General features: G+C 30.5%; 17 protein-coding genes. 2 read left to right on the plus strand and 15 right to left on the minus strand.

The genetic code is table 11. The features are described from left to right. Positions 1–7: 7 nt before the first annotated feature. Genes I1A51_RS01710 through I1A51_RS01720 form a run of 3 tightly spaced genes read right to left on the minus strand, consistent with a single transcriptional unit; the run spans position 8 to position 5,454 of the window. Positions 8–979 (minus strand): hypothetical protein, encoded by a 972-nt coding sequence (locus I1A51_RS01710; RefSeq protein ID WP_196890648.1) that lies wholly within the window; start codon positions 977–979, stop codon positions 8–10. 19 nt (positions 980–998) lie between these two features. Then, positions 999–2,414 carry a RagB/SusD family nutrient uptake outer membrane protein gene (locus I1A51_RS01715; protein ID WP_196890649.1) on the minus strand — a complete coding sequence of 472 codons (1,416 nt, stop codon included), beginning with the start codon at positions 2,412–2,414 and terminating at the stop codon, positions 999–1,001. 19 nt (positions 2,415–2,433) lie between these two features. Further along, the gene (locus I1A51_RS01720) at positions 2,434–5,454 is read right to left on the minus strand and encodes a SusC/RagA family TonB-linked outer membrane protein (RefSeq protein WP_196890650.1); all 3,021 of its coding nucleotides are present in this window, start codon (positions 5,452–5,454) and stop codon (positions 2,434–2,436) included. 332 nt (positions 5,455–5,786) lie between these two features. Here I1A51_RS01720 and I1A51_RS01725 point away from each other — a divergent pair, with 332 nt between their 5' ends. Continuing rightward, complete coding sequence (locus tag I1A51_RS01725; RefSeq protein ID WP_196890651.1) at positions 5,787–7,064, plus strand: replication-associated recombination protein A; 1,278 nt, start codon at positions 5,787–5,789, stop codon at positions 7,062–7,064. Positions 7,065–7,095: 31 nt separating this feature from the next. Here I1A51_RS01725 and I1A51_RS01730 read toward each other — a convergent pair whose 3' ends face one another. The 12 genes from I1A51_RS01730 to miaB all read right to left on the minus strand — a co-directional run bounded on the left by I1A51_RS01730 (position 7,096) and on the right by miaB (position 18,471). Further along, positions 7,096–8,427, minus strand: a complete 1,332-nt coding sequence (locus I1A51_RS01730) for a DUF5723 family protein (protein WP_196890652.1) — start codon at positions 8,425–8,427, stop codon at positions 7,096–7,098. Positions 8,428–8,479: 52 nt separating this feature from the next. Further along, positions 8,480–9,016: a hypothetical protein gene (locus I1A51_RS01735; protein ID WP_196890653.1), complete on the minus strand. Its 537-nt coding sequence runs from the start codon at positions 9,014–9,016 to the stop codon at positions 8,480–8,482. A gap of 11 nt (positions 9,017–9,027) precedes the next feature. Then, positions 9,028–9,708 carry a YjjG family noncanonical pyrimidine nucleotidase gene (locus I1A51_RS01740; protein ID WP_196890654.1) on the minus strand — a complete coding sequence of 227 codons (681 nt, stop codon included), beginning with the start codon at positions 9,706–9,708 and terminating at the stop codon, positions 9,028–9,030. A gap of 38 nt (positions 9,709–9,746) precedes the next feature. Continuing rightward, a complete protein-coding gene (locus I1A51_RS01745) occupies positions 9,747–10,628 on the minus strand; it encodes a GNAT family N-acetyltransferase (RefSeq protein WP_196890655.1) in 882 nt (293 codons plus the stop codon). Beyond that, on the minus strand, positions 10,597–11,859 hold the full coding sequence (locus I1A51_RS01750; protein ID WP_317192828.1) for a polysaccharide deacetylase family protein: 1,263 nt from the start codon (positions 11,857–11,859) through the stop codon (positions 10,597–10,599). The genes I1A51_RS01745 and I1A51_RS01750 overlap by 32 nt, the downstream gene beginning before the upstream one ends. A gap of 189 nt (positions 11,860–12,048) precedes the next feature. Continuing rightward, positions 12,049–13,683, minus strand: a complete 1,635-nt coding sequence (gene groL, locus I1A51_RS01755) for a chaperonin GroEL (protein ID WP_196890657.1) — start codon at positions 13,681–13,683, stop codon at positions 12,049–12,051. 14 nt (positions 13,684–13,697) lie between these two features. Then, positions 13,698–13,976 (minus strand): co-chaperone GroES, encoded by a 279-nt coding sequence (locus I1A51_RS01760; RefSeq protein WP_196890658.1) that lies wholly within the window; start codon positions 13,974–13,976, stop codon positions 13,698–13,700. Positions 13,977–14,140: 164 nt separating this feature from the next. Beyond that, positions 14,141–14,500: a preprotein translocase subunit SecG gene (gene secG, locus I1A51_RS01765; protein WP_196890659.1), complete on the minus strand. Its 360-nt coding sequence runs from the start codon at positions 14,498–14,500 to the stop codon at positions 14,141–14,143. Beyond that, on the minus strand, positions 14,497–15,207 hold the full coding sequence (locus I1A51_RS01770) for a hypothetical protein (RefSeq protein WP_231373930.1): 711 nt from the start codon (positions 15,205–15,207) through the stop codon (positions 14,497–14,499). The genes secG and I1A51_RS01770 overlap by 4 nt, the downstream gene beginning before the upstream one ends. Before the next feature lie 4 nt (positions 15,208–15,211). After that, positions 15,212–15,715, minus strand: a complete 504-nt coding sequence (locus I1A51_RS01775) for an LptE family protein (RefSeq protein ID WP_196890660.1) — start codon at positions 15,713–15,715, stop codon at positions 15,212–15,214. A 45-nt stretch (positions 15,716–15,760) separates the two neighbouring features. After that, positions 15,761–17,014, minus strand: coding sequence for a sigma-54 interaction domain-containing protein (locus I1A51_RS01780; protein ID WP_196890661.1), 1,254 nt, complete (start codon positions 17,012–17,014; stop codon positions 15,761–15,763). A 20-nt stretch (positions 17,015–17,034) separates the two neighbouring features. Further along, a complete protein-coding gene (gene miaB / locus I1A51_RS01785; RefSeq protein WP_196890662.1) occupies positions 17,035–18,471 on the minus strand; it encodes a tRNA (N6-isopentenyl adenosine(37)-C2)-methylthiotransferase MiaB in 1,437 nt (478 codons plus the stop codon). Positions 18,472–19,295: 824 nt separating this feature from the next. Here miaB and topA point away from each other — a divergent pair. Further along, positions 19,296–21,794, plus strand: coding sequence for a type I DNA topoisomerase (gene topA, locus I1A51_RS01790; RefSeq protein ID WP_196890663.1), 2,499 nt, complete (start codon positions 19,296–19,298; stop codon positions 21,792–21,794). The last annotated feature ends 32 nt before the right edge of the window (positions 21,795–21,826 follow it).

A 21,826-nucleotide genomic window follows, 5' to 3' on the forward strand; every position in this document is an offset into this window, starting at 1 on the left:
TAAATTTTTAGAATCCTAAATTAATTGTTACTACGTCAAAAACTACGTTATTACCACCTCCATCAACGTAATATAATACGTAATGAGCTGTTACAGTCTTCTCACAAGTGTCAAAAGTAGATTGTGGGTATGATCCTGAATCAAAATCATGTGCCTCTTGAATTCTTAATTCTTTTGAATCGTAAGTTGCAAAATATGAATTTGCACCTTGTCCTGTGATATTAACAATCGGATTATTGAAATCTGAATTATTTAATTCAAAGAATGCATAACCTTGGTTTTCTGCATGTTCAAAAGTTCCTCCTTCTAAAGTAGCTAAAACTTCTTTATATAAGTTAGAAATTTTATAAGTAACTACTTGAGTTCCTGCACCAGCAGAAATTTCAGAAGTTACAGGAGCATTAAACTCATCTCCACTAAATTGATCAATTGAAGTTTCTTTTCTTGATCCTGGAGTAATAGGTGAACCTGCTTCTCCTCCAAATTCTTCAGCAAATAATGCACACTCATCAGTTTCGATAAATAATTCAAAAGTACTATTATTCATAGCTTCTCCTGGGTATCCGAAAGTGATATTATTATTAGATCCTGTTAATGTGAATACTAAAGATTTGTTATCATCTGTTACGTTGTTATCAAATACTTTAACTTTAAGAGTATCTGTAAACTGACGTTCTGCTGGGTTAAAGCTAAAAGCTGTTTTCCCATCAACGATTTCATAATCTGAAGAAGTGATATTATTTTCAGTTATAGAAAATTGTACATCAGTATTAGCACTCTGGTTAGAATTTGCATAAAAAGCAACGATATTAATTACGTCAGAACTAGTTTCTGAAGTTTGCGCTGTTGTATTTTCAAATGCCGCAAATGCATTACCTGGGAAACTTAAATCATGAGAAGTAACTTCGTTATCTTCACAAGAGATTAATGACATCCCAATTGCAGCAGTTAAAATTGATGATTTTATAAAATGTTTCATTTGTTCCTACTTTAATTGATTAATAACCTGGATTCTGTTGTAGATTTTCATTTGCTTGTAAAGCAGCTAGTGAAATCGGGAATTGGAATCTGTGATCTCCAGAAGGTAATTCTCTTACTAATGCAGGTGTTCCTGTACCATCAGCTAAATCTCCTTTGTTTGAACGAATCACACTTTCTCCCCAACGCTTAATATCAAAGAATCTATGACCTTCGAAAGCTAAATCTAATCTTCTTTGAAGTTTAATTTCGTTTAATAACTGCTCTCCAGATCCTGAAAAATTAGTTAATCCTCTAGCATTTCTTAATAAGTTTACAGCAGTTAAAGCAGCAGTTTCATCACCTAACATGAATGCAGATTCAGCTCTGTTTAAAATAACTTCTCCAAAACGCATTACTTTAGCATCAACTTCACCATTTCTGTTTGTTCCCTTACCTAACCATTTCTTGATAGCATTATAATCATTACCATCCCAAGTTCCTGGCTTATAATAAGCTGATCTTCTGATATCTCCTCCTTCATATAATTGGAAGAATTCGTAATCAAATACATACTCAGATCTGATTTCAGTATCAGAAGAAGATTGAGAATAAAGAGTACCAATAGCGATATTATCTTCAGGAGTAATTAATAATTTAAATAATACTTCTGTTTCACTTTGGTCAGTCCAGATTTGTTCAAAAGTAGATCCAGTTGCTAATTCACCATTCACATCATTAGACATATCTAATGCTTTTTGGTAATCACCGTTATATAAATATACTCTTGTTAAAATTGCTTTTACTGCATTTTCATTTAATCTACCAGTTCCATTATCAGCTCCAATGATAGTTAAAGCTTCTTCTAAATCAGCAATCACTTTAGCATAAGAATCTGCTACATTTAATCTTGCTGGAGTTTGTAAAGCATCAACTTCAGTAACGTAAGCGATACCTAAGCTTTGATTTGCATCAGCGCTTTGTGTAGGAATTTTAGAAAATTGTCTCAAGATATCAAAATGAGAGATTGCTCTAGTAGCTAAAGCTTCTCCTTTAAAGTTATTCTTAGAACTTTCTGAACCTTGATAATTTTCTAAATATTTTAATATAGTGTTTGCTCTGTTAATAACTCCATAGTTAGTATAATAAGCTCCAACTGTAGAAATTGAATTATACAACCAGCTATTAGCAGTTCTTTGTGTTAATCTTCCTGTTTGAGAAATGATTACGTTATCACTAGTTACATCAGGAACGATAAACATAGTTCCTCCATAGTAACCTCCTCCTCTCATATTTGAATAAATTCCTTTAACCCCTTGGTCAAATTCTTCTTCAGTTACGTAAGTATTGTCATCAGTAACAACACTACTAAAAGGTTTCACTTCTAATTCACTTTCACAAGAAGTAAAAGAAATTGCAGAAACAAGTAAACCTATAGATAATATTATTTTTTTCATTTTGTTGTTTTTAAGTTAATTAGAAACTAATATCGATACCGAACATATAACTTCTAGTAGTTGGGTATGATCCGTTATCATATGCTCCAGGAACTCTTACCTCTCCTGCAGTATAGCTCTCTCCAGTTTGGATTCCAATCTCTGGATCTCCTTCATAGTTTGGAGCATAAGTCCATAAGTTTTGTCCTTGAACATAAACATTTACTCTTGATAAGTAAGCTTTTTCAACTAATTTTTGTGGTAAGTTATAAGAAAGCTTTACAGTTCTTAATCTGATGTAAGATCCATCTTGTAAGAAACGGTCAGTTAATTGATTTGAATCAATTCCTGATAATTGTTGTGGCGCAGGTAATACTCCTGTATCTCCTGGTTGTCTCCAGTAGTTAAATGCAGATACTTGTTGATTATCTAATGCATTAGATCCATCAGACTCTAATCTCCATTTTCTTCCGTTTAAGATGTAGTTTCCATATTTGTAGTAGAAGTTAGCAGATAACTCTAATCCTCTCCAGTTAACTCTTGTATAGATAGTACCATCAAAATCAGCATTTACAGTTTTACCTTTTAATGCTACAGTGTGATCTCCACTAAATTGATCAGTTACATTTCCATCTTTATCATAGTATAAAGCGTGTCCATTTGCTGGATTAACTCCTGCATATCTTACTAAGTAGTGAGTATAAATTTCTTCTCCTTCTTCTAAGATTAATCCTGTTTCATAATATGGCTCATCACCTACTAATTTATTTACTTTAGTATCAGTGAAAGCAATGTTACCTCCAACAGTCCAAGTTACATCATGGTAGTTTCTTAAGATATCTCCACTTAATTCTAATTCGATACCTTGAGTTTGAATCTCACCAACGTTCTCAATTCTACTAAATCTTCCTCCCTCAGCTGGAAGTGGAACACTTAATAATAAATCAGAAGTTACAGATTTATAGTAATCTACGATACCACGGATACGGTTGTTAAATAATCCATACTCAACAGCAACGTCAGTAATAGCTTTAGACTCCCATTTTAAGTTAGGATTCTCTACTTGTCCAGGCGCAGATGCTGGTTGGTTTCCATAACTAGTACTATAGCTAGTTAATCCTAAAGAAGAATATCTTCCAATTCTATCGTTACCTAATGTACCGTAAGAAGCTCTGAATTTTAATGAACTGATGTATTTGTTATCAGCTAAGAATTTCTCATTGTGTAAGTTCCATGCTCCAGAAACAGAGAAGAAAGTACCAAATCTGTTATCTGCACCGAATACTGAAGAACCATCACGTCTTAATGTTCCAGCGAAGATATATTTTTCATCATAGTTATAATCTACGTTACCAGCAATAGAGAAAGTTCTTTTTTGACTTCTTCCTCCTCCTGCTCCATCAGGCTCAGCTCCAGTTCCTAATTGGCTAATGTTATCTTTTGAGAATCCAACAGCAGATACACTATAGTTTCTGAAATCATTACTAATATATTCAGTAAATGCTAAAACACTTAAGTTATGCTTATCGTTAAACGTAGTGTTGTAACGAATAATATTTTGGAAGTTATAAGTAAAATCGTAGTATCCTGATTCACCTTTTCTTCCTGGAGTTCCATCCTCACTTACGAATTGTGATAAAATACTAGATGGGAACATAAAGTTTTCACTTCTATTAACGTTATAGTTTACCCCTAATTTTGGAGAATAAACTAAGTTTTCTAAAATTTTAGCATCCGCAGAGAAAGATCCAAATAATCTTACGAACTCATCTTGAGAAGGATTTTTTCTGATTGCCTCAATTACATTATATCCAGAGTGAGTTAAGTTATACTCTCTTTCTCCTCTTTCATTGAAAACATAATTTCCATCTGCATCTCTTTGATATACAGTCTCATAAGGATTATATGTCATAGCCGCAACGAATGGACTTTGTACGTTATTTCTATCTCTAAATCCAACACTCTTAGTATAAGAAACAGAAGTCTTAGCATCTAATGTTAACCAATCTTTAGCGTCAAAGTTGATATTAACACGAGCAGTAGTTTTATCAAATCCATTCACGTCTTTGATAATACCTGTATCAGAATCTTTTTGTAAAGAAACATAGTAAGTAGATTTTTCGTTACCACCTGCAACGTTAAATCCTAAAGAAGTAACAGTACCATCTCTTAAGATAGTGTTTCTCCAGTCATGGTTTAAACCAACTAATCTATCCCATTCTGTTTGAGAAGTGATTCCAGCTCCAACACCAACTCCTAATTCTCTCTCATATCTTAATTTCTGCTCAGCATTCATTAATTCAATTCCTCCATCTAATCTTTCAGTACTACCATATTGTGCAGTAACAGAGAATTTAGCATCTTGGTTTCTTTTACCACCTTTAGTTGTAATAATTACAACCCCGTTAGATGCACGAGCTCCATAGATTGCAGCAGCTCCAGCGTCTTTTAATACAGACATACTTTCAATATCTGAATTGTTGATTAAGTTCAACGAAGCTTCATCAATTGGCACACCATCCACAATATAAAGTGGCTCTTGACCAGAAGAAATAGAACCAACTCCTCTAATTCTTACGAATGCAGTTTGACCTGGTTGTCCGTTTCTTGCAGTAACTGTCACCCCTGATGCTTTACCTTGAAGTGCATTTGCAATATTTGTTGTTTGAGCTACCTCTTGGATATCTTGAGCTGATACAGTAGAAATACCTGCTGCAGTTGCTCCTCTTTTCTTCTTAACATATCCTAAAGAAACTTCATCAATTAAGTTTACAGATTTTAATTGAACATTGATTGTATTTGAATCTCCAACTACAACTTCTTTACCATCTGTTCCAGTAAAACTAAAAACTAAAGTTTGACCTTTTTCAACTTGAATAGTATAATTTCCATCAAAATCAGTTTCCGTACCTGATGCAGTACCTTTAATCAAGACAGTTGCTCCCAAAAGAGGTCCCGTCTCATCTGAAACTGTACCAGTAACAGTCTTTTGTTGGGCAAAAACAACATGCCCTACTAACACTAATAATAGTGTTAAAATTCCATTAAACTTTGTTTTCATTATATAATTATTTGAATTAATTAGTGCCAAAAATCTTAAATAATACTTAAAATTCCAACTTTTTAGTTAAAAAAAAGTAAATATATTTTAATTTTAACTTAATATATTAGAAATATATTATCGATATATTCAATTATACTCAATATTTATAAAGTCTAATTACGCTTTTTTACACATTTGATATGTTTTGTATTAATTTATTAACATTTAATTAATTTAGAATTCATTACAAATATTCTTCTATATTTATTTAACATTACACTTAAAATAAAATGTATTTTTTAACAAAAAACAATGTTTAACTTAACAGTATTCATGTTTAAATTTACAGTATGAACAAACCACTTGCAGAAAGAATGAGACCTAATAATTTAGATGATTTTTTTAGTCAAAATCATCTAATTGGTAAAAATGCTCCATTAAGAATTCAGATTTTAAATGGAATAATTCCATCTTTAATTTTTTGGGGACCTCCAGGAGTTGGAAAAACAACGCTTGCAACTATTATCTCGAATACAACAGATCGTCCTTTTTTTGCATTAAGTGCCATAAATTCAGGAGTAAAAGATGTTAGAGAGATTATTGAAAGAGCAAAACAAGAAAAAGGGCTTTTTACGACCAAAAATCCAATTCTTTTTATTGATGAAATTCATCGATTTAGCAAATCTCAACAAGATTCTTTATTAGGAGCTGTAGAAAAGGGTTGGATAACACTAATTGGTGCAACAACTGAAAACCCAAGCTTCGAAGTAATTCCAGCATTATTATCTAGATGTCAAGTATATACTTTAGAACCTTTTAGTAACGATGATTTAATTTCCTTATTAAAAAAAGCGATAAAAACAGATGAAATATTAACTAAAAAAGAAATTATTTTAAAAGAAACAGAAGCTTTATTACAAATTTCAAGTGGTGATGCTAGAAAGCTTTTAAATACCTTTGAATTAGTTGTTCTTTCAGAAAAAACAGACAAAATTATAATTACCAATAAAATGGTTTTGAAAAAAGTGCAAAAAAATAATGTACGTTATGACAAAACTGGCGAACAACATTATGATATTATATCCGCTTTTATCAAATCGATTCGTGGAAGTGATCCAAATGCTGCTGTTTATTGGTTAGCAAGAATGATTGAAGGTGGTGAAGACCCAAAATTTATTGCTCGAAGAATGATTATTTTAGCTTCTGAAGATATTGGAAATGCAAATCCAACTGCTTTAATAATGGCAAATAATACGTTCCAATCTGTAAATGTTGTTGGAATGCCAGAATCTAGAATTATTCTTAGTCAGTGTGCAATTTATTTAGCTTCTTCAGTAAAAAGTAACTCTGCTTATATGGCTATAAATCAAGCACAAGAATTAGTCAAAAAAACTGGTGATTTAGCTGTTCCACTTCATTTAAGAAATGCTCCAACAAAACTGATGAAAGATTTAAATTATGGGCAAGATTATAAATATGCACATGATTTTGAAGGCAATTTTGTTACACAGGAATTTTTACCTAAAGAGATAACAAATACAATACTTTTTAAACCTAGTAAAAATCAAAGAGAAGAGAGTTTACGAACGTATTTACATGGTAAATGGAAAGGAAAATATGGTTATTAAAATCATATTTTCCTTTTTTTAAAATAAAATGCTATTTTCCACCAAATATAAAATTCATTCCAAATTGTAAACCAACTTGATTTGCCTTATAAATATTTGGAATTTCTAATACATTATCAAAGATTCCATACATTTGGAAAGCTCCAAATTTTGCAGATAATCCTACTCCAACATTTGTATAAGAATAAGAGTCAACTGTATATGTAATTTTTGAATAAATATTTTTGAAAAGTCTTCTTGCATAAAAAGCAGTTAAAGCAATTCTAGGTTTTTTCGGACGAAAAACAGTATAAATTTGTCCTCCAACTTCTTCTCTATATTCTATATCTTCTAAAGTATTATAACACTCACATTTTTCTAAAATATGAAAACGATAAGAAGCAGAAGCATGCAATTTTAAAGGTCGCATAGTTGTATAACTAGAATAGATTGTATCTCTTGGAATATTTTCATCCAAATCATCTTCTAATTGTTGCCAATAATCTAAAGGCTCATCTGGGTTAAATTGAAAATCAATTCCTTGTGTTTCAAAATTCCCTTTTGCTGTATAACTTTTTGTATTTACTGTATTATTTACAAATCCTAAATCTTGAAAACTTCCAGTAACTGTCCATTGGTCGGTAACATTATAAGTAAAACCTCCATCTAATCCAACTCCTAATCCTCCACCAAAAAATGTATTTTTGATATAATCACTTGTTGTTGGATCTTCTTGATCATCTTCATAAATAATTCCAGAAGTTTGAAGTTTTACATAAACATCTTCAAAATTGTGTGAATAATAATTATCTGTTCCTTGAGTTGTATAATAAGTTCCTCGGCTGTTTTTAATTTGAATATTTGCCGCACTTGAATATAGCTTAAATCTACCTCCAACAGACAATCTTTCATTCAATTGCTTTGCAACTCCAATATGAAAAACTCCTAATAATTCTCCTTTTACAGTTAAATCTCCCAAATTATATCTTTTATCTAAAACAGAAGTTCCTTCAAAGAAAAATTGTACAGCATCTTGAGGATAATACATAAATAAATCTAATTCTTGGTAAATTCCTGTAGAAATATAAAGTTTCGATTTAGGAAGTTGAAATCCAACATTAAAAACATCTACTTGTTGTGTAATTTCAAAAAAGTCATTTTTATCTAAATCATACGCTATTTCACGAAGTTTTTCTACAAAATCATTATTATTTTTAGAAAAAACATCATAAACAGACACATTTTTCAATCCTACATTTGTATAAACACCAGACAATCCTGGAAAACCAATATGAAATTTATATTCAGGAATTATGGAAGGATTCAACAATTGTGCTTGTGGAATTTCTCTAAAATTATATAACACAGGTTTCTGTTGGCTCATAGCTTTTAAAGAACAAATAAAAGCTATGACTAAAAATACACTCTTTTTCATATTAATGAATATTTAAATAAAAAATACCTGAAGACTGAAAATCTAAAAACATTTCTTCATTAAAAGCATCACTATCTTTTTGTGATGTCAATTCAATAACAATTTCATTAGATCTTTTCAAAGCTTCTAATCCAGCGTCATCAATTTCATGAATAAACATTTCTTCTTGCCCAGCTGGAGCTAATAAAGGCCCAACTTGATATTCTCTCACTCCTTGTTGATTTTTAAAATAAAGATTCACAAGAGTGTTGTAATTAAATTTATTATTAATAGTGAATTGTAAGTCTAACTTTACTAAGTGATTTTGTATAAATTCTTCTTGAAAAACATCAAATCTTGTACTGTCTTTTGCTGTAACTAAATTCAAATCTTGATGATCTACAAAGTCAATTCCGTCCAATTTAAAATGAACAATCGAAAGTTTATTCTGCGTCAAAAATTCTGCACCATCTGCCTGATCAAAATCCAAGCTATCTGTACATGATGCAAAAACGAATAATAAGGTCCATAGACCTATTAACAATTTCCAGTTCTTCATACATCCGTCTTTTATAAAAGATTAAGCAATTCCTTTAATTCATGTATCTGAATAATTTCTTCTTCGAGAGGCTCTCTATTAAAGTTACAAAAAATAACATTCATACCTATACTTTGAGCTCCTTTAATATCTGTTTGCAAATTATCACCAATCATTAATGAATTTTCAGTTGCTGCTGCTGCACTTTCCATTGCATGATTAAAAATCTTTGGATTTGGCTTATTTACTCCTACACATTCCGATGTAATGATTACATCAAAATATGCTTTCAAATTAGAATTTTCAATTTTTTTATTTTGAACCTCTTTAAATCCATTAGTGATTATATGAAGTTTATATTTTTCTTTTAAATAGTTTAAAACCTCATGTGTATTGTCAAAAAGCTTATCAAAATCTGGTAATTTTCTAAGATATTCTTCGCTTAAAAAATGAATTAATTCATCATCTATTTCATAATCTAATGCATCAAAAGTATCTTTTAATCGTCCATATTTTAAAGCTTCTTTTGTCACTTCATGTACTGCATATTTCTTCCAATATTCCGAATTTATTGGACGGTATTTTTCAATAAAATCAGTAACATTTATGGTCGTATTTTCTTTCAAAATAGCTTCTAAAGCCAAATCAGAATTCGCTTCAAAATCCCACAAAGTATGATCTAAATCAAAAAAAATGTGTTTAATATTATTCATCTATCATGTTTTATTTTATCTATCAGTATAGAAAGCAATTATTTAATTTTTGATAGAATTCCAGACTTAAATAAAGTGTACTGTTTTTCTTCAGCACCAAAACTATTAAAAAAGTCTGCTATTGAAGGAATATTTGAGCCACCAAAATCAAAAAAATAATCTTTTTCTATATATTTTTTAACGACAGAATCTAGCAAAAAAGTATTTGCTCCATTCTTTCTATTTTTAAAATCTGTGGCTGTAATCAGTGTTGTTACCTTTGTTTTATGCAGTAAAAAGAAGCCAATTGCCACAATATTAGAGTTTTCATCTTTAATTGTATGTAATTCTCCCAACTTTTTATCTAAACATAATTTTAATACATTTTTAAGATTTTCATAGTCGTTTTCAAGAATATTTGAGACTCTTGAACCGATATTTTCTCTAAACAATTTTATTAAATTTTCGATAGTTCCATCTGAAGCTATCCTCAAATTAGCTTCATTTGCTCTTCGAATATCTTTTCTTCTTCCTTTGTTATATTTTTTAGAAATAAAATCGTAGTCAAAACGTAAATCAATTATACTAATATTTCCCAAATTTTCAACTTGAACATTTTCTGTATTTAAGCGAAATTCTGAAAACAAATATTTTTTAGAAACCATTTTTAAAAATTCTCTTTCAATTTCTTCGTTTTTTTCCAAATAAAATATTCCTAATTCTAAAACCCAAAAAGGTTGGTAAACATATTTAATTCCATATTTTTTTCGAATTGGCAAAGGCATCACCATTTCATAATCTTTATAAACTAAAACTTCCCAATTTTCAGTAACTTCATCTAAATACCAACTAAACGCATAAATTCTTGAATTCTTCGCTTTTTCAATACAATTATTATATTTCTCAATATTAAGTTCGTTCTTTCTTTTTAGATTTATCATCTGCTAATTTCATTTCTTTTATAAATCCTTCATACATATTTTCCCAACCTTTCCAGCGCTCATTCTTACTAAATATTTCATTATGAAAAAGTGTAATTAAAGTTCCATTTACTGCTCGAACTTCATTTTTGATTGCCACCATTTTTCGAAAAGCTTCTTTTGGTTTTAACTTTAAATAATCTCTCAAAGTTGCATCCATCACAGCAAAAGGAAAAACTTTCAACGGTGTTTGAATTTCATAATCTAAATCGTAAAAATAAAAAGGTGTACAAGTACTTGCACGAAAACCTATATGACTTGCATATCCCATTGTATAATCTTCCATAATTTCTAAATCAATCAAATTCTGGTATGTTTCTGGTAAGTCTAATCGCAAGAAATGTTGGCGTGATTTACAAACTGGTCTATTTACTATTTTTTCTAATCTATTTTTTTCTTTCTTTAATTTATCTCCATTTCGCATGGTAAAATACGACGGATGTAATCCGATATCTGCATAATCTGAAACGGATTTAATCAAAGAGCGAAACTTTGTGTTTGTTGCAGAAATATTCTTATCATATGTTGTATAATCTCCTATTTGAAAGAAAAATAGCGTTTTAATATTATATCTTTCTTGAATCTGAAGAATACGATCAAAAGCATCAAAAGGATCTTTTTTTAAGCCAAAAATCGATAAATAACGATGAATTAATTTTCCAATTCTTAAGTTTAAAATATCTCTTGATGTTCCTCCTAAAGTTCTAATCATTCCTTTATGTTTATAATCAAAAGCAATATCTACATCAAAAGTCGAAATATAATTAAATTCTCTTTTTTTTGGTTCAAAATCTGGATATCTATCTTGTAAAACCTTTAAAAATTTAAATGCCCAAATATCAATAACTGGAAGTTCTAAAAAACCACTTTTATACGCTAAACTTTCATTTGCAGGAAATCGTTCATATTGATCTTCTTTATGTGGAAAATATTCTTCATATCGACTTAAAAGATAAAATCCTGCTGCAAAAATATCAAAAGGAATTGTAGAATTTACCGTAGAAAAAAAACATGGAATGTCATCCCAAGAATTCATGCTAATTTCTACATCTTGAATACCTTGCTGAAAAAGTAAATCATGACTTCGAATAAAAAACTCTTTACCTAATGCTTGTTTTGCATAAGTTAATTTTGGTCCATTAAAAGCTACAAATTCAGAAATATTAGTTGTAAATGAAACTGGAACTTGCAATATTCTGACAAAAAAATGTCGGAAAATATAGGTCAGTCGCGGTGTAATTTTATGTGAATAAACTAAAATCAAAGCATTAAAATTTGGTCGCTTGAGTGCTATTGGTTTATTACAAAGGTAGTTTAAAAAAACAAAAAAGACCATCTCAAAATGAGATAGCCTTTTTCAAATCTTATTTAAACATCTATTTTACATCATTCCTGGCATTCCTCCACCCATTGGTGGCATTGCTGGGGCATCTCCTTCCGACTTAACATCTACTAATGTACAAGCAGTTGTTAAAATCATTCCTGCAACTGAAGCTGCATTTTCTAAAGCAACACGAGTTACTTTAGTTGGATCAATAATCCCAGCTGAAAGCATTTGAACATACTCTTCATTCTTAGCATTATATCCGAAATCTCCTGAACCTTCTATTACTTTCGCAACAACCACAGATCCTTCTCCTCCTGCATTTTGCACAATTTGACGTAATGGCTCTTCGATTGCTCTATCAATAATGTTAATTCCTGTTTCTTCATCTGCATTTTCTGCTGCTGCATTTCCTAAAACAGCTTTAGAACGTACTAAAGCAACTCCTCCTCCAGGAACAATTCCTTCTTCAACAGCAGCTCTAGTTGCATGTAATGCATCATCCACACGATCTTTCTTTTCTTTCATTTCTACTTCAGAAGCAGCTCCAACATAAAGAACAGCAACACCTCCAGCTAATTTAGCCAAACGCTCTTGAAGTTTTTCTTTATCATAATCAGAAGTTGAAGTTTCAATTTGTGCTTTAATTTGATTCACACGATTCTTGATTGCATCTTCAGCTCCTGCTCCGTTTACGATTGTAGTATTATCTTTATCAATAGTTACTTTCTCTGCAGTTCCTAACATTTCAACTGTAGCATTTTCTAAAGTAAATCCTCTTTCTTCAGAAATTACAGTTCCACCTGTTAAAATAGCAATATCTTCTAACATTGCTTTTCTTCTATCTCCAAATCCTGGAGCTTTTACAGCAGCAATTTTAAGAGCTCCTCTTAATTTATTCATTACTAAAGTAGCTAAAGCTTCTCCTTCCACATCTTCAGCGATGATTAATAAAGGTTTTCCACTCTTTGCAACTGGCTCTAAAATTGGTAATAAATCTTTTAATGATCCAATTTTCTTCTCAAATAATAAGATATATGGATTTTCTAAGTCAACTACCATTTTCTCAGAATCAGTAACAAAATAAGGAGATAAATATCCTCTGTCAAATTGCATTCCTTCTACAATATCCACATAAGTTTCTCTACCTTTTGCTTCTTCTACAGTAATTACTCCTTCTTTTCCTACTTTATCAAAAGCTTCTGCGATTAAATCTCCAACAGTACTATCATTGTTAGCAGAAATAGAAGCAACTTGTTTAATTTTATCTGAATTATCACCTACTTCTTGAGAAGTTGATTTTAATTCAGCAACAATGGCATTTACAGCTTTGTCAATTCCTCTTTTTAAATCTAAAGGATTTGCTCCAGCAGCAACATTTTTTAAACCTTCTTTTACAATTGCTTGTGCAAGAACAGTTGCAGTAGTTGTTCCATCTCCTGCAATATCATTAGTTTTAGAAGCTACTTCTTTTACCATTTGAGCTCCCATGTTCTCGATTTTATCTTCTAATTCGATTTCTTTAGCAACAGAAACTCCATCTTTTGTAATTGTTGGTCCACCAAATGGTTTCTCAATTACTACATTTCTTCCTTTTGGTCCTAAAGTTACTTTTACTGCGTTTGCTAAAGCATCCACACCACGTTTTAAACCATCACGTGCTTCAATATCAAATTTTATATCTTTTGCCATTTTTGTTTAATTTTTTATAGAATTGCGAAAATGTCACTCTCTCTCATAATCAAATAATCAGTACCTTCATATTTTAACTCAGTACCAGCATATTTACCATATAAAACAGTGTCACCAACTTTTACAGTTAATGGTGCGTCTTTCGTTCCTGCTCCTACAGCTACCACAGTTCCTTTTTGTGGTTTTTCTTTTGCTGAATCTGGAATAATAATTCCTGCAGCAGTCGTAGTTTCAGCTGCTAAAGGCTCGATAAGAACTCTATCTGCTAATGGTTTTATATTTACTTCTTTCATTTGATTTTTAGTTTTTAATTTCAACGATGTCTAATTTACGAAAATTATGCCATTGGATTTTTCCTGACAAATGGTTAAAAAAAAATGCCAACGATGACACGTTGGCATTTTTTTAAATTGAAATATGTTTTTTATCTATTAAATAATTTTACAAAATATAAAAATTATTTAGCAGTATCTTGTGCTGTCGTAGTTGTTTCAGCTGGAGTTGTTGTAGGAATTTCAGTTTCTAAAATCTCTCTGTTTTCAATTTTATTTTTAATTGAAGACTCCGATGCTGCACTTGATTGTTTAGGTGCTGCAAAATTTGATAATAAAATTAAAGCTAATAAAACGATTGCTAAAGTCCATGTTCCTTTATCTAAAAAGTCATTTGTGCTCTGCACACCACCACCTAATTGAGAACCTCCGCCTCCAAAAGATGAAGATAATCCTCCTCCTTTAGGGTTTTGAACCATAATAATTAAGATTAGCAAAAATGCTACAATCATAATTAAAACTAAAAATATACTATATGTTGTCATGATTTATTTTTTTGTAAAACTTTTATTGCTTTAATCTGATTTGCAAATAAAACACTTTTTTCTGGATATTTCAAACTTAATATGCGATATGCTTTAATTGCACTATCATATTTCTTTTGTTCAAGATAAACTTTTGCCAATGTTTCAGTCATTATATGGTCATTTATCTTGGTACTTTCTACTGCAATATTTTCGTTTTTTTCGTTTGAATTTGGTGATTTTATTTTCGGATTCGTTGCAATAAACTTATCTATTAATTCAAATTTCTCCGTAATATTCTTAGGAATCTCTGCAATCTTTGAACGATTTACTTTTTTTACACTTCCTACTTGAAGCCATTCTGTAAAAGACAAATAATCATTCTTTTCAAAATCAAGAGGTTTTCCTAAATCTAAAATTTCTTCTACTTCTTTCTCTTCTATTTTTGGTTCTGGACTTTCATTTAATACTTCTTCTTTCTTAAATGTAAAATTCTCAGAAGTAATAAAATTGAATAGAATACTTCTGTCAGCCGTGTATGCAGCTGCTTTTTTTAATTCTCTATTATATTCATAGCTTTCCTGATTCTTCAATCCTTTTAAATACAAAGCTCTAGCAGCTTGAAAATATGGAAATTTCTCTAAAATTTCCTCTATTTTTTTTGTTTCTTTTTCTTCTATTACAGAAGTTTCTTCTAAAAGTTTTAAAAAATCATTTGAGCTAATCATATTCTTACCATTTTGCTACAGTAGCATTAAAAATATCTTGTGTAATTCTTTCAAAAATAACTTGATAAGCATCTGCTAAAGTACTTCCAACTAATTGTCTATCCGCTGGATAATCATAGAAGAAAGAAAAATTCCTTTCAAAATCATCATTTTCATCCAAAGTATTGTAGAAACGAACATTCACAGTAATTGTCAATCTATTTTGTGCTGCAGTTTGGTTTGCTGTTGCACTCATTGGCGTAATTCTGTATCCTGTTATTTCTCCATCAATTACTAATTCTCCACCCGTTTTTACCAAACTTAAATTTGTCTGAGATAAAAATAAATCTTGAAGAGCTAATGTAAATTCCTGACTCAAAGTTGGTTCAACCAATGGAGCATTATTTGGAAAGAAATTAATTTGTACCGATTTTGCATTTGTATTCGCTCCTGTGAAAGAATAAACTCCACATGAAATCGTAATCGCACACAAAACTACCAATACGCTTATTTGTTTTAATATCCTCATTTACAATCGTGTATTATATCAAATTTATAAATTGTTTTGGAAAATCTATAAATTATATTGTTTTATTTTTCTGTATAAAGTTCTCTCTGAAATTCCAAGCTCTTTTGCAGCCAATTTTCGCTTTCCATTATTTCTTTCCAAAGACTTTTTAATCATTTCTACTTCTTTTTCTTGAAGTGATAAAGATTCATCTGTATCTTCTGCTTCAATATATTTTATCGAATTATCCGAAGGTTCTGAATAAGTAGGATTATGTGAAATTTGTAAAACTTCCACATCTCCTTCATCATTATTAGATGTATCTTGGTCTTTGTAAATTTTTTCAATTACATGTTGGTTTCGCTCATGAACATGTTCATTATAACCATGTTGTAATAAATCATGTGTTAATTTCTTTAAATCATTGATATCGTTTCGCATATCAAATAGAATTTTATACATGATTTCTCTTTCATTTGCAAAATCACTTCCTCCACTTGAAGAGCTATTTTCTATTACTGTTGGAAGATTAGAACCAAAATTCGGTAAATAACCACTTAATATTTCAGGTGTAATTTCTCTTCCTTCTTCTACCACAGAGATTTGTTCTGCAATATTTCGTAATTGACGAATATTTCCAGGAAAATTATAATTTCTTAATAAATCAACAGCACCATCTGTCAATCGAATTGTTGGCATTCGATATTTTTGTGCAAAATCTGCTGAAAATTTTCTAAATAATAAATGAATATCTCCTTTTCGTTCTCTTAGAGGTGGTAATTGAATTTCTACAGTGCTTAAACGATAATACAAATCTTCACGGAATTTGTTCTTTTGTATCGCTTCCATCATTTTTAGATTCGTGGCTGCAACAATTCTAACATTCGTTTTTTGAACAACAGAAGAACCCACTTTAATAAATTCTCCATTTTCCAAAACACGAAGCAAACGAACTTGTGTTGTAAGTGGTAATTCTCCTACTTCATCTAAAAATATGGTTCCTCCATCTGCAACTTCAAAATATCCTTTTCGAGTTGCAGTTGCTCCTGTAAAAGCTCCTTTTTCATGCCCAAATAATTCACTATCAATTGTTCCTTCTGGAATTGCTCCACAATTGACTGCAATATATTTTGCATGTTTTCTATGAGAAAGTTGGTGAATAATTTTCGGAATACTTTCCTTTCCAACACCACTTTCTCCTGTTACTAACACAGAAATATCTGTTGGAGCAACGCGAATGGCTTTCTCCAAGGCTAGATTCAAATGTGAATCGTTTCCTATGATACCAAAGCGTTGCTTTATTGCTTGTAATGACTCCATATTTTCTTTTTCAAAAAATATTATTTAGCAGCTTTACCAATAAGTGTTGCAGAAGTACAATCTTCTACTTCTACCATCGCAAAATCTCCAATTTGCTCTCCATTTTTAGGAAAAACTACTACATGATTTTGAGAATTTCTACCCATCCAATGTTGGTCAGACTTTTTAGAATTCCCTTCAATTAAAACTTCAACAGTTTGCCCTACAAAAGCTTGTGCTCTTTGTAAACTGTGTTCTAATTGCTTATTAATAATTTCATTTAATCGACGTTTTTTCACATCATTTGGTACATCATCTGGCATTTTCTTCGCCGCTAAAGTCCCTGGTCTTTCTGAATAAGCGAACATGAAACCAAAGTCATAACGAACAAAATCCATCATTGTTAAAGTATCCTGATGATCTTCTTCTGATTCTCCACAGAAACCAGCAATCATATCTTGAGATAAAGCACATCCTGGAATTATTTCACGAACATTTCTGATTAATTCCATATACTCTTCTCTTGTATGTTGACGATTCATTGCTTTTAACATATTGTCACTTCCTGATTGAATTGGAAGGTGAATATATTTACAAATATTCTCATGTTTTGCCATTGCGTGTAAAACATTTAATGACATATCTTGAGGATTTGAGGTAGAGAAACGAATGCGTAATTTAGGAAAACGAGTTGCAACCATGTCTAATAATTGTGCAAAATCAACAGCTGTAGCCTTGGCAATTTCTGAAGCATTTTTGAAATCTTTTTTCAATCCTCCTCCATACCAAAGGTAACTATCTACGTTTTGTCCTAAAAGCGTAACTTCTTTATAATTTTTATCAACTAATTGTTGTACTTCTTCTAAAATACTTTGTGGATCTCTACTTCTTTCTCTTCCTCTTGTAAAAGGAACTACACAGAATGTACACATATTATCACATCCACGCGTAATTGAAACAAAAGCAGAAACACCATTTGTATTCAAACGAACTGGAGAAACATCACCATATGTTTCATCTTTTGACAAAATTACATTTACTGCATCTCTTCCTTCATTCACTTCTTTTAATAAATTCGGAATATCACGATAAGCATCTGGTCCAACAACTAAATCAACAATTTTTTCTTCTTCTAAAAATTTAGATTTTAAACGCTCAGCCATACAACCAAGAACACCAACTTTCATCGTCGGATTAATCTTTTTTACAGCATTAAATTTCTCTAAACGCTTACGAACTGTTTGCTCCGCTTTTTCACGAATCGAACATGTATTTACCAACACTAAGTCAGCTTCATCCATGTGTTGTGTTGTGTTATATCCTTCTTCAGATAAAATAGATGCTACGATTTCACTATCGTTGAAATTCATTTGACATCCGTAATTCTCTATATATAACTTCTTTGTGTTTTCTTCTTTATGCTCTGTCATTAAAGCATTTCCTTGCTTTTTAGCTTCGATAACTTTTTCAGTACTCATTCTATATCAAATTGTGGGGCAAAGATATAACTAATATTTTTAATTATGACATATTGACAGTAGCTTTACATTTTTCATCAGTTCAGCATCAGTTTTCTTATATTTTTTCAATTTCAGAAACTAATTCATTGATTTTTTTGATGTTATAATATTTTCAGTAAAAAAAATAAATTTTTATTAGCTAAAATCAATTCTAAATAAGTCTTCTACTCTTTTTTTTTAAGAAAATTTTAATCTTAAAAATAGAAAAGTAAGCTTTCAAAAAATGTTACGACAGACCTCCTGTGTTTTTTATCATATTTTTTTATAATTAATTTTAAAAAGAAGTCAGGATTAAAATAATTGTTAAGTTTTACATCTTGATTTCTTCTTCAAAAGTCAAAATACAAGAATTATCATTTGTATTTAGATAAAAAAACTATCTTTATGCTCCCTAAAAAAAATTTTCACTTGCTAAAATTTTAACATTTCACGGAAACAAGTGATAATTCAAACCTGATTTTTATCACGGAAATTGTGTAAAATGTATTTTTTCGAGTTTGAAGATGAAAAAACCTATTATTTTTAAAAAAATTTAACACTATTTTTTTGTAAAAATTTGATTTACAAATAATTACAAAAACAGAAAGATTATTTTTAATTTTAAAAACAAGAAGCTTAATCTTTTGATTAACACTTAGTTAATTTTCTCTTATAATTAACTCTTATTAGGAATAAGATTAGTATAATTAAAATTTCTATATACTTTTGTAGCCCAATAACTCAAGATGTAGAATTTTTAAATGAATTGTAAGGGTTATTTATAAAACAAATTTTAAGATTTTATGGCAAAGAATTTAGTAATAGTAGAGTCACCAGCAAAAGCAAAAACAATAGAAAAATTTTTAGGTAAAGATTTTCAAGTAGAGTCTAGTTTCGGACATATTGCAGATTTACCTTCAAATGAATTGGGAATTGATACAGATGGTGATTTTAGTCCAAAATATATTGTTTCCTCTGATAAGAAAGCAGTTGTAAAGAAACTAAAAGATTTGTCGAAAAAAGCCGAAACTGTTTGGTTAGCAAGTGATGAGGATCGTGAAGGAGAAGCAATTGCTTGGCATTTACAAGAACAATTAAAATTAAAAGAAGATAAAACAAAAAGAATTGTATTTCATGAGATTACTAAGAAAGCAATTCTGAAAGCTGTAGAAACTCCAAGACAAATAAATTACGATTTAGTAAACGCACAGCAAGCAAGACGTGTGTTAGATAGAATTGTAGGATATGAACTATCTCCTGTTTTATGGAGAAAAGTAAAAGGAGGATTATCAGCAGGACGCGTTCAATCTGTAGCCGTTCGTTTAATTGTAGAAAGAGAAAGAGATATTCAAGCTTTTACTCCAAAAGCATCTTATAAAATTGAAGCAGAATTTTCAAATACTGATGGAAAGAAATTTAAAGCAAAAATTACCAGTAATTTCGATTCAAAAGAAGATGCGACTGCTTTTTTAAATTCTTGTATGAATGGAAACTTTAAGGTTTCAGACATTCAAACAAAACCAGCTAAAAAATCGCCTACAGCACCATTTACAACATCTACTTTACAACAGGAAGCTTCAAGAAAATTAGGTTTTCCAGTTGCAAAAACAATGATGATTGCACAAAGATTATATGAGGCAGGATTGATTACGTATATGAGAACAGATAGTTTGAACTTATCAAACGAAGCAATTGCAACTGCTCAGGAAGTAATTTCAAATACGTATGGTGAGAATTTTAGCAATCCAAGAAATTTTAAAACAAAATCTAAAGGAGCACAAGAAGCACACGAGGCAATTCGTCCGACAGATTTAACAAAACAAACAATTTCTGTTGATTTTGATCAGGATAGATTATACAATTTAATTTGGAAAAGAACAATTGCTTCTCAGATGAGCGACGCACAATTAGAGCGTACAAATGTGAAGATTTCCAATGATAAAAATGATTATATTTTTGTTTCCAATGGAGAAGTTATCACTTTTGAAGGTTTCTTAAAAGTATATTTAGAAGGAACTGATAATGAAGATGATGAACAATCTGGAATGTTACCAAAATTAGAAGTAAGTGAAACACTTTTAAACAATTATATTTCTGCAACGGAAAGATATTCAAAAGCTCCTTATCGTTTTTCAGAAGCTGCTTTAGTGAAGAAATTAGAAGAACTTGGAATTGGTAGACCTTCTACTTATGCTCCGACAATTTCTACGGTTCAAAGAAGAGGTTATATCGAAAAAGGAACTATGGAAGGAACAGAAAGAAATTATACACAATTAGTATTAACTAATAATGAAATTTCTTCTAAGCAATTAACGGAAAAAGTTGGTTCTGAAAAAGGAAAATTAATCCCAACAGACATCGGAAATATTGTAAATGATTTCTTAGTTGCACATTTCTCAAATATTTTAGATTTCGGGTTTACAGCAAAAGTAGAAGCAGATTTTGACGAAATCGCAATTGGAAATGAAAATTGGACAGAGATGATTAAAGGATTCTATAAAGAATTCCATCCAACAGTTCAAAATGTTGCTGAAAATGCTGAAAGAGAAAGTGGAGAAAGAATTTTAGGAACAGATCCAAAAACAGGAAAGCAAGTTAGCGTTCGTCTTGGTAGATTTGGGGCAATGGCTCAAATTGGTGATAAAGAAGATGAAAACAAGCAATTTGCAAGTTTACAGAAAGATCAACAATTAGGAACAATTACATTAGAAGAAGCTTTAGATTTATTCCTTTTACCAAAAGATTTAGGAATTTTTGAAGGAACAGATGTTGTAGTTTCTAATGGAAGATTTGGTCCTTATGTGAAATATGGAACGATGTACGTTTCTCTACCAAAAGATGAAAACCCATTAGACATTGATTTAGAAAGAGCAATTGAATTAATTAAAGCAAAGCAAAAAGCGGATGCTCCAATTGCAGAATATGAAAATCTTCCAGTTCAAAAAGGAGTTGGTCGATTTGGACCTTTTATCAAATGGAATGGAATTTTTATCAATGTGAATAAAAAATATGATTTCGACAATTTAACATATGATAATATCGTAGAATTAATTGAAGAGAAAAAGAGAAAAGAAATTGAAAAAGTAATTCACAATTGGGAAGAAGAAGGAATTCGAGTTGAAAAAGCACGTTGGGGAAGATTCAATATTATTCAGGGAAAAATAAAGATTGAAATGCCTAAAACAACGGATGCTCAAGCTTTAACTTTAGAAGAAGTAAAGAAAATTATTGAAGAAAAAGCTCCAAAGAAAAAAACAACTCGTAAGAAAGCGACAACAAAGAAAAAAACGACAAAAAAATAAAACAAAAATCCCTCTAAAATAGAGGGATTTTT

This window comes from Aureivirga marina (genome assembly GCF_015767265.1).
GTDB classification, from domain to species: Bacteria; Bacteroidota; Bacteroidia; order Flavobacteriales; family Flavobacteriaceae; genus Aureivirga; species Aureivirga marina.